Below are 14,107 nucleotides of genomic sequence, written 5' to 3' on the forward strand. Positions count from 1 at the left end.
GACGAAGGGAGAGGTTTCTGTGCCGACCGGGGTAGCCCTGCGCGACGTGCGCGCTCAGCTGTTCGATGCCGCCGAGCGTGTACTGCTGCGGGACGGGCCGAAGGCGCTGACCAGCCGCGCGGTGACCACCGAAGCGGGCTGCGCCAAAGGTGTACTGCACCGGCACTTCGCCGATTTCGACACCTTCCTCGCCGAACTCATCGAAGACCGCATCGCCCGCATCGGCGTTCAGTCCATCGACCTGTGCGAATCCGCGGGCACCGGCATCGTCGCCGACCACCTGACCGACGCTCTCACCGCGCTTTTCGGCTCCGTGGCGACCGCCATCATCGTCCTCATCACCTTCCACGACGGCCTGCGTGCCCGCCTGCGCGCGACCAGGCCGACGGGTGTCCCGCTGCTCACCGAGGCCGCCGCCATGATCACCGACTACCTCACCGCCGAACGCGACCTCGGCCGCATCGCCGCCGCCGCCGACGTCCAGATCCTCGCCATGACACTGATCGGCTCCGGCCATTTGGTATTCGCGGGCAGCGACGGCGCACCCGAGCCGGCCTCCGTCCACAAGATGGTGACGTCGGTCCTCGCGGGCGCGCTACCGAATCGGCGACGGAACTCGTAGTCGACAACCTTGCGCAGGGTGTTCATGCGTAAAGGTTCGGGAGCGGGCTTGTCGGTGGTGTTCTCTACGCTGCCGTGCATGATCTGTTCCTGGACTCGACTGCATGAACACCTCCATGCTCCTGTCAGCCCCCGCTCCCTCGAGTTGGTCACCGATGGGGGAAACACTCGCCCCTCGTCCGGCGACATGCTGCCCGTAACGGAGCTACGCGACTTGTCGGTCAGGAAGGCGTGAGGGAGTGTTCAGGCTCGATGGCGAGGTGGGCATCAGCTACCACCAGATCTACGTTGTGAGTGACCCCGACGGCATCAGCCCGGGGATGCATGGGGCGTTCGCCGGGCAGACCGGGGGACTGTGCGGCGCCGCGATACCCGGCGCGCTGTGGCTGACGACCGGGCTGCACTCCGGCAGCGTCGGCTTCACCGTCGAGGTGCGCGGCCAGGCTCCACCGCTCGATCCGGCCTGGGAAGACGTCGTCGAGGTTTCCTTCTGCCCGGTCTCGGATCGCACCCTCCTGATGCAGTGGGCAGGCGAGGACTTCTGGGAGCTGGACCTGAAAGAGATCGACTACCGGGTGCGGTACTGCGCGCAGGGTATGGACCAGGCACGGGAGGCGGACGTCAGACTCGACGGTGAGCCGATGCTCGACCGCTACCTGCTGCAGTTCTGGCCCGCCGCGCCCGAGCCGGACCGCATAGTGCGGCAGACCTCCAAGGAAGCGGCCTACTCGCACGACTACGCGCGTCGGCAATCACCGTCTCCCGCACTCGAATAGCGCGCGGAAGCCGAGTTCGTCTCCTCGGTCGTGGGTTGGTCGGTGAGGCGGAGGTTTCACCGCGTGGTGATGGCGTCGAAGTCGACCGGCAGGACGGCGGGGCCGCGCAAGGTGATGTGATCGCGGTAGACCGGCGGGTCGATGGCCAGCCGTGGGGATCGCACGCGGAGCGCGAAGCGGGTCAGCGCGATTCGGGTTTCCAGGCGGGCGAGCGGGGCGCCGAGGCAGAAGTGCGCGCCGAGACCGAAGGCGAGATGGCGGGTTTCGCGGGTGGGATCGAAGCGGTCCGGATCGGTGAAGACCGCCGGGTCGCGGTGGGCGGCGGCGTAGAACATCATGACCACATCGCCGCGGTGGATGTCGGCGTCGCCGATGCGCAGATCGGCGGCGGCGATGCGTGGCACCATCTGCACCGGCGGATCGAATCGCAGTGTCTCCTCGACGATTCCGGTGGCGAGCTCGGGATCCTCGCGTAGCGCGTCGAACTGTCCGGGGTTGCGCAGCAGCGCCAGCATCGCGTTGGCGATGAGGTTCACCGTGGTCTCGTGCCCTGCGACGAGCAGCAGCGCGCAGGTCGAGATCACCTCGTCGCGGGTGAGCTGATCTCCGGCGTCCTCGGCGGCGATGAGCTGGGACAGCAGATCCGACGCGGGGTGCGCGCGGCGATGCTCGACCAGATCGGCGAAGTAGCCGTAGAGATCCTGGCCGGCGCGGTCGATCTCGGTGCGTTCGGCGGCGGACAGGGTTTGCAGGGTGGGATCGAGACCGCGGGTCACCAGGCTCGACCAGCGGCCGAGCTGGGCTTCATCGGTGAGTGGGACGCCGAGCAGTTCGCAGATCACCGTGACCGGCAGTGGGTAGGCGAGCTCGGAGACGATATCGATCCATTTCGCGGCCGCGGTGCGGTCGAGCAGCTCGTCGACCAGCGCGGTGATCGTCGGGGCCAGTCCGGCAACGACTTTCGGGGTGAAGGCCTTGGCGACCAGCCGCCGCAGCCGGGTGTGGTCGGGCGGGTCGAGGAACAGGAACGACGGTTTGCGCCCGAGGCCTCCCCATTCGGGTTTCGGGAACTGTGACACCGCGAGCTCCGTCAGCGTCCGGTCCACACTGGCGGCCGGATGGCGCATCATCGCCTCGCAATCCCGGTAGCCGCTCAACACGACCAGTGGCAGCGCGCCGATCCGCAGCGGGCCCAGTTCCCGCAGCCGCTGATAGATGGGGTACGGGTCGGCACGGCTCGCGGGATCGAGCAGGCTCAGGAACACGCCGGTATCGGCGCCGGGGGTCTCGGTGAGCCGGGTGTGGCTGTGGTCGCCCGGATGGGTGCGGTTCATGACTGTTCCTCACAACTGCTGGTTTACACTTCACGCTGATGTGTTAGCACTGCCGAGTGTTAACACTTCGTAGTCGTATGTCAATAGTTGACTGGAAGAGGAGGTCGCCGTGTCTACCCCGATGGGTCCGTGGGGTCCACTGACCCTCGACACACCGCAGGCGCCCGACCGGACCGCCGACCGCCGCGAGCAGATCCTCGACACGGCCTGGGATCTGTTCGTCCGGCACGGTCTTTCGGCGACCTCGATGGCGCAGCTCGCCGCCGCGGCGGGGATCTCCCGGGTGTGGCTGTACCGGCACTTCGACAACCGCGACGCGGTCATGAACGCCCTCATCACCCGCGAAGCCCAGCGCATCCTCGCCGGCCTCGAACAGATCTCCTGGCCCGAGGACCCCATCCAGGGCTGCGTCGACTACATCAGCTACGGCATGGATTTCCTGCGCCACAACGAATTGCTGCAACCGCTGTTGCGTAGCGAACCCGCCGTGGTCCTGCCCTTTCTCACCACCGATGCGGGCCCTCTGTTCCGCACCGTCACCGACTGGGTCGCCGATCAACTCGCGCACTGGAGCGGCCTGCCCACCGGGAAACGCTTGCAGGTCGCCGAAATCCTCACCCGCACAACCTTTTCGATAGCGCTCACCCCCGTCGTCACCATCGACTTCGACGATCCCGCCACCCGCGACTCCGTCATCCGCGCGCTGGTCGCCGGACTTGTCAACGAAATCTGACCGACCCCGCGACCCGGGCCGCGCCCGTCGCGCAACACCCGGTGTGTCGGTTCTCCCCAGTTGTCCCCACTCGGGTACGGGGTGGACAGCGCCCCCGGCCGGTGGCCAGGATGGAGCCGGTGTGGGTGGATCGTGGAGAGCGATTGTCCACCAGTCGATTCCGTTGGCGGCGGCATGCGCCGGTGCGCGGTCGCATGCCGCCGTCGATTTGCTCGAAGGGGAGCGCGGTGTTCAGCACAAGGTTGTTCGTACGGGTCGCGGTGGCCGGAGCCACGGCGACGACGGTCGCGCTGGGCGGCGGTCCCGCGCAGGCGCAGGCGCCGACCACGGTCGCGCCGGAGGGGGCCGCGATCTACGCGACCAGCCAAGGGCCGCTGACCTTTACGGCCGGTCAGCTGACCGTCACCTGCGCCGAGTCCACCCAGGCCATCAATGTGCCGTGGTCCCCGGACAACCACAGCGACAACGGCCCGGTGACTCTGGAGGCCGGACCGATCTACGCCGAATCCTGCGCCACCAACCTGCCCGGCGTCACCGCCTACTGGCCGATGTTCATGGGCGGCTGGCCGATCGCGGTACAGAGCGGTGCGCCGATCGCCGCCACCATGACGATTCCCGACGGCGTGTACATCGAACTGCGCGGGGCACTGAAGTGCATCGTGAACATCGCACCGAACGGTCCTACCTCGCTACCCGGCACCGTCGCCAACGGCACTCCGCCGACGTTGACGTTCGACCACGCCTCCGTACCGGTCAAGACGACCGGCTCCGGCTGCCCCACGGCGACAACCGGATCCCTCACGGTCACCTACGGCTGGGTAAACTCCGTCGACCCGGCACAGCAGATCATTGTCAGTCCGTGATCGTGGCCGGATCCGGCACACTGGCGGGGTGATAGTTCGCCTGTGGAGAGCCACGATCGATCCCGGCCGCGCCGAGGAGTACGAGCGCTTCGCGAATGAACGCTCGCTGCCGATGTTCCGCTCCCACAGCGGTTTCCAGGGTTGCGCGTTCCTCCGCGACGGCGCCGACCGCACCGTGATCACCCTGTGGGCGAGTGCGGAGGATGCCGCCGCGCTCGAGATATCCGACCGCTACCGCGAGACCGTCGCCGCGATCATGGCCGCCGGGTTCATCCAGACGGCCGAGGAGGCCGTCACGGGGCAGGCCCTGGTCTGACAGACCGACTTCGATGTCATTCCCCGCAGGTGTCGGTGGGTGTCGGTAGCGTCTGGGGCGTGGACATTGGGGAACGTATCCAAGAGCTCGCCGATCGCATCGTGGCGCTGCGGGACGCCTACTACCAGGGCGCGCCGCTGGTGGCGGACGCCGAGTACGACGTGATCGAGGACGAGCTGCGCGGGCTGATCGAGGCGCATCCCGAGCTGGCGCCCGATCCGAATCCGCTGGAGCAGGTCGGCGCGCCCGCGGTGCTGCACGCACCGATCCGGCACTCGCGGCCGATGCTGTCGCTGGAGAAGGCGACCAAGCCCGAGCAGGTCGCGGCGTTCTTCGACCGTTTCCCCCGCCAGTCGGTGGTGGTGATGCCGAAGCTCGACGGCCTGTCGCTGGCCCTGGTGTTCGAGGACGGGCGGCTGGCGCGTGCGGTGACCCGCGGCGACGGCACCACCGGTGACGACGTGACCATGCTGGTTCGCGCGCTGGTCGACGGCGTGCCCGAACGGATCGACCCGCAGGGCCGGGTGGAGGTGCGCGGCGAGGCGGTCATGCTGCGTTCGACCTTCGCCGCCTACAACACGGCGCATCCGGACAAGCCGCTGATCAATCCGCGCAATGCTGCGGCGGGCACGCTGCGCGCGAAGGATCCGGCCACGGTCGCCGAGCGGCGCCTGCAGTTCTTCGGCTTCGATCTGGACGCCTCGGACGATGACACCGCGGTCGACCTGGAGGAGGGGCTGCGCGCGCTCGGTATCGCGGGCGCGCAGATGCGGCACTGCGACGACGCCGAGCAGGCGCAGGCGGCGATCACCGCGATCGAGCAGGGCCGCAACGATCTGGATTACGACCTCGACGGCGCGGTGCTGCGCCTGGCCGATCGAGATGCGTACGCGGCGGCCGGAACTCGCTCGAACTCGCCGCGCGGCGCGCTGGCGTTCAAGTTCGCCGCGGAGGAGAAGACGACCGTGCTGGCCGATGTGGTCTGGGATGTCGGCAAGACGGGCAAGATCGTCCCGGTCGCCTGGCTGGAGCCGGTGTTCGTCGGCGGCACCACGGTCACGAAGGCCACGCTGGCCAACCAGGAGGTGATCCGCGCCCGCGACATCAAGGTCGGCGACACCGTGCTGGTGCGTCGCGCGGGCGACGTGATCCCGTTCGTGGCGGGCGTACTCGACGCCGCCAAGCGCACGGGCGAGGAGCGCGAGATCGTGCCGCCCACCGCATGCCCCTCGTGCGGGCAGCCGGTGACCGAGCAGGGCAACAGCCGAGAACTGTTCTGTACCAACGTCGCCTGCCCCGCGCAGACGGTGCGGCGGCTGATCCACTGGGCGTCGCGTGCGGCGGCCGATATCGATGCCGTCGGCCCGGTGTGGATCGAACGCCTTGCCGAGGCGGGCATCCTGGAGGGCCCGTCGGACTTCTACACGCTGACCAAGGAGCGCCTGCTCGAGTTCGACCGCATCGGTGAGGTCTCGGCGGCCCGCATGATCGACTCGATCGATGCCAGCCGCCGAGTCGGCCTGCGCCGCGCGCTGATCGGCCTGGCGATCCCGATGGCCTCCGACGGCACCGCCGCGCGCCTGGCCCGCGCCGGATTCGGTTCCCTGGAGGAGGTCGCGGACGCGGGCGAGGAACGCCTTGTGGCAGTGGAGGATATCGGACCGAAGGTCGCCGCCTCCCTGGTCGCACACCTCACCCGTCTGCGCCCGGAGCTCGAGCGACTGCGCGAGGCGGGCGTCTCCCTCGACGTGCGCGAGGAGGACCTGCCCCCGGTGATCGCGGCGGGCGCGCCGCTGGCAGGCAAGACGGTGGTGATCACCGGCGCGATCAGCGACCCGCGCTCCGGCGAGAAGGTCGCCCGCCCGACATTTCAGCGCCTGTGTGAAAAGGCAGGCGCCACAGCGGCATCCTCGGTCTCGGCGAATACCGACATGCTCATCACCGGCGCGGGAGTCGGCGACAGCAAGCTGGCCAAGGCGGAGAAGCTCGGGGTCGAGGTGGTCGACCAGGGCGAGATCTGGAACCTGCTGATCGCCGCCCAGGTCGTCTAGACCTCGGGCCGGCTGAACATGTCGATCAGGCTCTGTGCCGTGCCGTCGAAGACGTTCTCGAAGAAGTCGGCGGCCTCGACGGCCATCCCGGTGTCGCGGGAGAACAGGGCCTGCTCGTACTCGGCGAATGCGGCCTCGACGTCACCCGGGTGCGCGGCCAGGGCCTTGCCGAGCTCGGCGCCGTCGAGCATGGCCAGGTTGGCGCCTTCCCCGTTGGGCGGCGCGAGGTGGGCCGCGTCGCCGAGCAGGGTCACGCCCGGCACCCGATTCCAGCGGTGCCCGGTCGGCAGCGCGTACTGCGGGCGCCAGATCGGTGCGGTGTCGGCGTCGGTGATCAGCGCGGTGAGTTCCGGCGCCCAGCCGTCGAATTCCCGCGCGATCCGCGCGGTCGCCGCGGCGGCATCGGTGAAATCGATGGCGGCGAACCAGTCCAGTGACCGTTCGAGCACCACGTAGGTATGCAAGGTGTCGCCCTTTTCCCGGTGCGCGTGGATCTGGCTGCCCGGCGCGGGCGCCATCAGCGAGCCGCCGCCGACGGCCTGCGCGGCGGCCGGGTGGCGGGTGTCGGCGTCGAACAGGTAGCACTCGACGAACGATTCGCCGGTGTACTCGGGTGTGGCGTCGGTCAGCAGCGGCCGCACTCGGGACCACGCGCCGTCCGCGCCGACGAGCAGATTCGTGACGACGGTGCCGCCGTCGGCGAAGGCGACCTCGTGGCGGCCATCGCCGAGGGCGCGAGCGCCGGTGACCTTGTGACCCCACCGGACGGTGCCCGCGGGGAGCGAGTCGAGCAGGAGCTGTCGCAGCTCGCCACGCTGCACCTCGGGGCGCCCGCCGGTGCCGTCGTCGGCCTTCTCGAGCAGCACGGCGCCGTTCGGGTCGAGGACCCGCATCGCTTGGCGGCCGTCCAGGATGAGGCCGCGGAATTCGTCCATCAGCTCGGCCGCCCGCAGCGCGAGTTGCCCGTTGTAGTCGTGGATGTCGAGCATCCCGCCCTGCGTGCGCGCTGCTGCGGAAGGCTCCGCCTCGTACACCGTGGCCGGGATCCCGTTGACGTACAGGACACGGGCGAGGGTCAGTCCGCCGAGCCCGGCGCCGATGATGGTTACTGGATTGCTCATGATGACGAGCGTGCGAGCCGGCGATTGCACCGGCCTTGCACCGCCCTTGCGCTAATGCGGCGGCGGCTCGGGCTCGGCTCGTCGATGCCGCGGTGGCCGTCTGTCGCGCATCCGTAAGTCGCGTCACCACAACCGTTTTGGCGTCCCGCAGATGGTGTCGGTGTGCGAACTATGACGTGAGTGCGCGCTCGTCCAGGCCGGAGTGGATATGCTCGCGGGGGTGATGGAAGGTCCTGTCTATGCGCTCAACCTGTTCAATGTGGCCGACGCGGAGGAATATCGCGCCTACTCACGTCGTTCGGCCGGTGAGGTCGAGGCGCACGGTGGGCGGGTGGTCGCGCTCGGGATGTTCCGGGAGAGCGTCGTCGGCGATATCGCACCGCGGCAGGCATTGATCGTCGTCGAGTGGGAATCCAAGGCGGCCTTCGACTCCTACCGCTCCGATCCCGCGCTGGCGGATCTGCACCCGCACCGCGAGAACGGAGCCGCCGACTACATCTGGCACCTGTTCGACCGCCTCGACGACTTGCGGCCACTGCTGCCGCGCTAGGCGAAACTTCAGGCCTGGTCGAGCAGCCCGCGGGCGTGGGCGGTGGCGGCCGCTTCGGTGCGGGTGGCGACGCCGAGTTTGGTGAGGATGCGCGAGACGTGCACGCCCGCGGTGTTGCCGCTGATGTACAGTTCGGCCGCGATCTGCCGGTTGCTGAGTCCCCTTGCGACCAGGCGCAGTACGTCGAGTTCGCGCGGTGTCAGGCCGGAGGTGGCCGGTGCGGCGACCTGAGTGTCGCCGACCCTGGAGTCGATGGCGAGCCGGGCACGGGCGGCGATCTGCTGGACGGTGTCGAGCAGGGGAGTCGCGGCCAGTTCGGTGGCGAGTGCGGCGGCGGATCGCAGGGCGGTGCGCGCGGCCGTCCGATTGCCCGCCGCCAGTTCGGCTTCGGCCGCACCGAGCAGGCTGGTGGCCTCCTCGTAGGGCTGGTGCAGCGCGCGCCAGCAGCGCACCGCCTCGTGCCAGTGGACGGATTCACCGGTGGTCACCGCGGTGAAAACGGTGCGGTGTGCCACGTCGACCGGTAGGGACCACGGCAGTGAGGTCGCCAAAGGTGCGGGGTCCATGGGTAATTCGGGAAGTTGTGCGGCCAGCACCAGCAGCGGCCACGCCTCGTGCGGATGACGCAGCGGTTCGTCGTCGGTGAGTGTGCCGGTCAGTATGCGCGCCGCGCGCCGGGTATCGCCCTGCTGCCACGCCAATCGGGTACGCAGAGCGCCCAATTCGAGTCGGTACTGACCCGTCCACTGGGAATCGCCGAGATGCTGTGCGGCGGAATCGGTGTAGGCAAGCGCCGTATCTATATCGCCGCGTGCCAGCAGGATTCGGGCGTGGCAGAGTTGCAGCGCCGCGGTGCTCAACGGTGGCATCGGGTCGGTGAGGGTGTCCTCGATCAGGCTCAGCGCCTCCGGCCAGCGGCCGAGCGCGGCAAGCACCTGCGCCCATTTGACGATGAGGATCGGTCCGCGCTCGGCGAACCGGAAGCTGTCGTGGGCGGCCCGGAGTCCCTGCTGGATGGTCTCGATCGCCTTCGCATAGTCGCCGGTGTGTGCCAGCGCGGCCGATTCCCAAGTGGCCACGGTGATCAAGGTCTGCGGGTCGGCGTCGGCAGCCGCGGCATGGGCGCGGGCGAAATGCTCCGTCGCGACGGGTGATTCGGTATCGGCGAGTGCGATATACGAGTGCGCGCGGGCAGCGAGTGCGGGCGCGCCGAGTCGTTCGGCGATCTCGAGCGCGGCGCGGGCGTCGCGCTCGGCGTCGCCGGTGTGGCCGGTGAACAGCGTCGTCGCGGCCAGCTCGGCGAGCACTTCGCCGCGCAACAGGGTCGGTGGATCGTGTGGCAGGAGCTCCAGTGCGCGCAGCAGATCGTCGCGGCCACCGCTGCCGGCCTGATTGCGTAGATACGCCCGCTGATAGTGCAGCCGCGCGGCGCGGCGCGGGTCGGCGGACGCGTCGACCAGTGCCAGTGCCGCATCGGCGGATTCGAGACCATGCCGCACATCGGTGCCGTGATAGGCGGCGTCGACGAGCTGTTCGAGGACCGCCAGCCGATCGGCCCCCACCCGCGCCTGGGGATCGGGTACCCGATCCCACAGTCCGAGCAGGCGATTGAGATGACGCAGTCGCTCCGGTTGCGCACCGGCGTTGTTCGCGGCCGCGGCGGCGGCCCAGGACGCTTCGAGGGCGAGCGGTAGATCACCGGCCGCTTCGGCGTGCAGGGCCAGCTCGGCACTGCGGTATTCGGCGGCAAGCAGATTCGGCCGCGCACGCAGTATCTCGGCCAGCCGTGCGTGCAGGCTACTGCGCTCGATCGGCAGCAGATCCTGGTAGGCGGCCTGGCGGATGAGGATGTGCCGGAACTCGTAACCGGTCTCCGTAGTACGCAGCAGATGATGATCGACCAACTGGCGCACCGCATCCCGCAGTACCGCCGGTGGCAGGTCGGCGGCGGCCGCGAGCAGTTCGTGCGCCACCGGCGATCCGGCGACGGCCGCGACCCGCAGCACGGTATGCGCGTCGGGCGGTAGCCCGGATTGCGCGGCGAGCAGCAGTTCGGTGAGCTCGGCGGGTGTGTCCTCCGGTGCGCCGCTGAGCGCCTCGACGAACAGCGGGTTGCCCGCGCTGCGCTCGAATACCCGTCCGATCAACCGTGGTTCGGGTTCACGGCCGAGCAGCGCGGCCAGTTGCCTGCCGACCTCGTGCTTGGTGAACGGCTCGGGCGTGAGGAATGCGACCCCTGGATTGCGGCGCAGCTCCGCGACCAGCCTGCGCAGCGCCGGTGCGCCCGCGGGACGAAAGGTGCAGACCAGCAGCACATTCTGTGCGGCGAGGTTCGCGACGAGAAAGGTGAGCAGTTCCCGGCTGGAATCGTCGGCCCAGTGCAGATCCTCCAGTATCAGCACCACCGGTCGCGCTGTCGCCAATTGTTCGAGCACCGTGAGGATTTCACCGAAGAGCCGCAACCGATCGAAGTCGTCTTCGGCCGAAGGTACTTCCGCACCGAGCTCGGGGAGCCAGCGCGCCAGCGCCGGGCGCGGCGACGGCAGCAGCGCGGCGAGCCGAGCCGCGCCCAGCTTGCGGACGAGTCCGCGCAGCACCGCGATGAACGGCGCGAACGGCACGCCCTCGTTACCGAATTCCGGGCACCGCCCGGTCACCACCAGTGCCTCGGCGCCGAGGCGCGCGACGAACTCGGCGACCAGCCGTGACTTGCCGATGCCTGCCTCGCCCGACACCAGCGCCGCATGGATCCGCGGGGCGGCGCTCGCGTCGAGCAGCGCCGACAACTCGCTGGTCCGCCCGACGAACGCACTACTCACCGCAACACTCACGAGCCGATCATGCCCGAAGATAACGAATTCTCGTGATTCGCGGTGCCCCTCTTTACCCGAAGTATTAGTCCCATGACGAACAACGAGATCCGCCCCTTCCGCATCGAGATCCCGCAGGCCGACCTCGACGATCTGCGCGCTCGCATGCAGCGCACCCGCTGGATCGACGAACTGCCGGGCACCGGCTGGGAGCGCGGCGTGCCGACCGCGTACCTGAAGGAGCTCGCGGGCTACTGGGCGGAGAAGTTCGATTGGCGTGCCGTTGAGACGCGGCTCAATCACTACCCGCAGTTCACCACCACCATCGACGGGCAGAACGTGCATTTCCTGCACATCCGCTCGGCCGTGGCGGACGCGACCCCGCTGCTGCTGATCCACGGCTGGCCGGGTTCGGTGGTCGACTTCCTCGACATGATCGGCCCGCTGGTCGATCCGAAGGCCCATGGCGACGCCGACGCTCCCGCGTTCCATCTGGTGATCCCCTCGCTGCCGGGGCACGGCTTCTCCGGCCCGCTCACCGAGGCGGGCTGGCACGACGGGAAGGTGGCCGGCGCGCTAGCCGAGCTGATGGCGCGGCTCGGCTACGACCGCTACGGCGTACAGGGTGGTGATCACGGCGCGTTCATCGCGCCGCGGCTCGGCCGCGAGCACAGCGAGCATGTGCTCGGCGTGCACGTGAACGCCCTGGTCACCTTCCCGACCGGCGATCCGGCCGATATGGCCGCGCTCACCGATGCCGAGAAGCGGCGCCTCGGCGCCATGAAGAAGTTCCAGGAGGACGGCTCGGCTTATATGCAGCTCAACGGTTCTCGTCCGGATACCATCGCGCAGCTGCTCGCCGATTCGCCGACCGGTCAGCTCGGCTGGATCGTGGAGAAGTACAAGGAGTGGACCGACCAGTCGCACGAGCTGCCCGAGCAGGCGATCGATGTGGACCGGATGCTGGCCGTCGTGAGCATCTACTGGCTCACCGATACCGCGCGCAGCGTGGCGAACTTCTACTACGAGCGGTTCCACGACGCGGCCATGTTCGCGCCGAAGCCGAAGGGCACGGTGCCGACCGGTGTCGCGGTGTTCACCACCGCCGATTTCGCCATCCGCCGTTTCGCGGAGCAGGCACACAACGTCACGCACTGGTCGGAGTTCTATGCGGGTGGGCACTTCCCGGCACTCGAGGTGCCCGAGCTGCTGACCGGTGACATCAGGGACTTCTTCGGCGGCCTGCACGGCTGATCGCGGAGCAAGCGGCAGGTAGTTACTCGCTACCTGCCGCTTTCGACGTGCCGGAGGCGCTAGAGTTGCGGTGCGTTGCGTTTGCTCCACATCCGGATCCGCGGAGTCGGTGGTGAAAGGGAGTTGACCTCATGGCGCGTCTGCCCTATCCGGACGATTCGGGGTTGCCCAAGGACCTGATCGCGCTGCGGCAGGCGCTACCCCGGCTGAATGTCTTCGATATGTGGTCGTATTCGGCGGGCACCATCCGGCCGGTGCTCGAGCTGGGCGCGGCGCAGTACGCGGCGCTGTGCGTGCCACGGCCGCGCCGCGAGCTGGTCACCCTGGCGGCCGCGCTCGCCGTGGACTGCGAGTACGAGTGGTTCCAGCATCTGGCGCCTGCCAGGGCCGCCGGCGTCACCGAGGACCAGCTCGACGCGCTGCGGCGCGGCGATTTCACCGCCGACTGTTTCAGCGAGGAGGACCAGGCCGCGCTCACCTTCGCGGCCGCGGTCCTCGCCGCGCCCACCGTCTCCGACGACATATTCACCAGCACCGCAGCCGTTCTCGAGCCGCGCCAGCTGATCGAGCTGGTCGGCCTCGTCGGCTACTACTGGATGCTCGGCCGCGTCGCCACTGTCTTCGAGGTCGAGAACGACGTCGCCCAGGGCACCGAAATCTACGACGCCGGGGTGAAACTGGCCCGCGGCGAGCGCTGACCAGAGGATTTGCGTCTCCCCCAAGGGGAGACGCCATGGTGTGCGTATGGACGACGACATGATGCTGCCGATCGGCGCGGTGGCCGAGCTGACCGGATTGACGGTCAAGGCGATTCGCTTCTACGCCGATCAGGAGATCGTGGCGCCGACCACCTACAACTCGGTCGGCTACCGGCTCTACGACGACGAGGCGGTCGCGCGCTTGGCGCTGGTGCGCACGCTGCGCGAGCTCGGCCTGGACCTGGCGGTCATCAAGCAGCTGCTGGAACGGCGGATCTCCATGCGGCAGGTGGCGGCGGCCCACGCCGACGCCATCGCCGTGCAGATCCGCACGCTGCAGCTGCGCCGCTCGGTGTTGCGCGCGGTGGCCGACCGGGGTTCGACACCCGAGGAGATGGCACAGATGCACCGATCGACCAAACTGTCCGACGCGCAACGGCGCAGGCTGATCACCGACTTCATCGACGACACGTTCGGCACCGCGGACGCGAATCCCGAACTGGTGGCGCTGATTCGGTCGACGATGCCCGAACTGCCGGACGATCCGGCGCCCGCGCAGGTCGACGCGTGGCTGGAACTGGCCGAGCTGACCCAGGACGCGGACTTCCGCGCCTCGGTCCGCCGGATGGCCGAATATCAAGCGGCCGAACGCGCCGGCGGTGACACCACCGGATTGCATCACGAGCTGACCGAAGCGGTGCGGACCTCGGTCGGCGCGGCCATCGCCGCCGGGATCGCACCGGCGTCGGCCGGTGCGATCCCGGTGATCGACGCCCTGATGGCGCGCTATGCCGCGACCTTCGACCGCCCCGACGACGACGCGCTGCGCGAGTGGGTGCTGCGGCGCCTCGATGTCGCCGGAGACGTTCGGGTGGAACGCTATTGGCAGTTGCTCGCCGCGATCAACGGGTGGCCGGAGCCCGAGGACCTGGCGCCGGTGTTCGCCTGGTTCGGGGCGGCGTTGCGCGCGCGGCGCTAAG

Annotated in this window: 13 protein-coding genes; 10 read left to right on the forward strand and 3 right to left on the reverse strand. The window is 69.0% G+C overall.

The features are described 5' to 3' along the window. Positions 1-19: 19 nt before the first annotated feature. Together ACIG5A_RS27525 and ACIG5A_RS27530 are read left to right on the forward strand one after the other, a co-directional pair. Positions 20-622: a TetR/AcrR family transcriptional regulator gene (locus ACIG5A_RS27525; protein WP_397245032.1), complete on the forward strand. Its 603-nt coding sequence runs from the start codon at positions 20-22 to the stop codon at positions 620-622. Between the two features lie 238 nt (positions 623-860). Further along, a complete protein-coding gene (locus tag ACIG5A_RS27530; RefSeq protein ID WP_397245034.1) occupies positions 861-1,397 on the forward strand; it encodes a hypothetical protein in 537 nt (178 codons plus the stop codon). Between the two features lie 56 nt (positions 1,398-1,453). Here ACIG5A_RS27530 and ACIG5A_RS27535 read toward each other — a convergent pair whose 3' ends face one another. Then, a complete protein-coding gene (locus tag ACIG5A_RS27535; RefSeq protein WP_397245037.1) occupies positions 1,454-2,731 on the reverse strand; it encodes a cytochrome P450 in 1,278 nt (425 codons plus the stop codon). Between the two features lie 109 nt (positions 2,732-2,840). Here ACIG5A_RS27535 and ACIG5A_RS27540 point away from each other — a divergent pair, with 109 nt between their 5' ends. The 4 genes from ACIG5A_RS27540 to ligA all read left to right on the forward strand — a co-directional run bounded on the left by ACIG5A_RS27540 (position 2,841) and on the right by ligA (position 6,694). Next, positions 2,841-3,464 carry a TetR/AcrR family transcriptional regulator gene (locus ACIG5A_RS27540; RefSeq protein WP_397245039.1) on the forward strand — a complete coding sequence of 208 codons (624 nt, stop codon included), beginning with the start codon at positions 2,841-2,843 and terminating at the stop codon, positions 3,462-3,464. Positions 3,465-3,691: 227 nt separating this feature from the next. Continuing rightward, positions 3,692-4,327 carry a hypothetical protein gene (locus ACIG5A_RS27545; protein WP_397245041.1) on the forward strand — a complete coding sequence of 212 codons (636 nt, stop codon included), beginning with the start codon at positions 3,692-3,694 and terminating at the stop codon, positions 4,325-4,327. Positions 4,328-4,355: 28 nt separating this feature from the next. Then, complete coding sequence (locus ACIG5A_RS27550) at positions 4,356-4,643, forward strand: antibiotic biosynthesis monooxygenase family protein (RefSeq protein WP_397245043.1); 288 nt, start codon at positions 4,356-4,358, stop codon at positions 4,641-4,643. Between the two features lie 59 nt (positions 4,644-4,702). Further along, positions 4,703-6,694 (forward strand): NAD-dependent DNA ligase LigA, encoded by a 1,992-nt coding sequence (gene ligA / locus ACIG5A_RS27555; protein ID WP_397245045.1) that lies wholly within the window; start codon positions 4,703-4,705, stop codon positions 6,692-6,694. Here ligA and ACIG5A_RS27560 read toward each other — a convergent pair. Beyond that, positions 6,691-7,815, reverse strand: coding sequence for an FAD-dependent oxidoreductase (locus ACIG5A_RS27560; protein ID WP_397245048.1), 1,125 nt, complete (start codon positions 7,813-7,815; stop codon positions 6,691-6,693). The two genes, ligA and ACIG5A_RS27560, sit on opposite strands and share 4 nt — an antisense overlap. A gap of 223 nt (positions 7,816-8,038) precedes the next feature. On the opposite strand from ACIG5A_RS27560, the gene ACIG5A_RS27565 reads away from it, so the two are divergent. Beyond that, entirely contained in the window at positions 8,039-8,365 is a 327-nt protein-coding gene (locus ACIG5A_RS27565) for a DUF1330 domain-containing protein (RefSeq protein ID WP_397245922.1), read from the forward strand. A gap of 8 nt (positions 8,366-8,373) precedes the next feature. Here the strand turns inward: ACIG5A_RS27565 and ACIG5A_RS27570 are convergent, their stop codons facing one another. Continuing rightward, entirely contained in the window at positions 8,374-11,196 is a 2,823-nt protein-coding gene (locus ACIG5A_RS27570; protein WP_397245050.1) for an ATP-binding protein, read from the reverse strand. Positions 11,197-11,268: 72 nt separating this feature from the next. Here ACIG5A_RS27570 and ACIG5A_RS27575 point away from each other — a divergent pair, with 72 nt between their 5' ends. The 3 genes from ACIG5A_RS27575 (at position 11,269) to ACIG5A_RS27585 (ending at position 14,106) form a co-directional block, all read left to right on the forward strand. Continuing rightward, positions 11,269-12,429, forward strand: a complete 1,161-nt coding sequence (locus tag ACIG5A_RS27575; RefSeq protein ID WP_397245052.1) for an epoxide hydrolase family protein — start codon at positions 11,269-11,271, stop codon at positions 12,427-12,429. 131 nt (positions 12,430-12,560) lie between these two features. Then, entirely contained in the window at positions 12,561-13,127 is a 567-nt protein-coding gene (locus ACIG5A_RS27580) for a carboxymuconolactone decarboxylase family protein (RefSeq protein ID WP_397245054.1), read from the forward strand. 46 nt (positions 13,128-13,173) lie between these two features. Then, complete coding sequence (locus tag ACIG5A_RS27585; protein WP_397245056.1) at positions 13,174-14,106, forward strand: MerR family transcriptional regulator; 933 nt, start codon at positions 13,174-13,176, stop codon at positions 14,104-14,106. The last annotated feature ends 1 nt before the right edge of the window (position 14,107 follow it).

It is taken from the genome of Nocardia sp. NPDC052566 (genome assembly GCF_044547285.1).
Taxonomy (GTDB): domain Bacteria; phylum Actinomycetota; class Actinomycetes; order Mycobacteriales; family Mycobacteriaceae; genus Nocardia.

Coding starts and splice junctions, on each gene's coding strand:
- ACIG5A_RS27535 (WP_397245037.1), bottom strand. CDS start 2,731: ATGAACCGCACCCATCCGGGCGACCACAGCCACACCCGGCTCACCGAG.
- ACIG5A_RS27560 (WP_397245048.1), bottom strand. CDS start 7,815: ATGAGCAATCCAGTAACCATCATCGGCGCCGGGCTCGGCGGACTGACC.
- ACIG5A_RS27565 (WP_397245922.1), top strand. CDS start 8,039: ATGGAAGGTCCTGTCTATGCGCTCAACCTGTTCAATGTGGCCGACGCG.
- ACIG5A_RS27575 (WP_397245052.1), top strand. CDS start 11,269: ATGACGAACAACGAGATCCGCCCCTTCCGCATCGAGATCCCGCAGGCC.
- ACIG5A_RS27580 (WP_397245054.1), top strand. CDS start 12,561: ATGGCGCGTCTGCCCTATCCGGACGATTCGGGGTTGCCCAAGGACCTG.
- ACIG5A_RS27585 (WP_397245056.1), top strand. CDS start 13,174: ATGGACGACGACATGATGCTGCCGATCGGCGCGGTGGCCGAGCTGACC.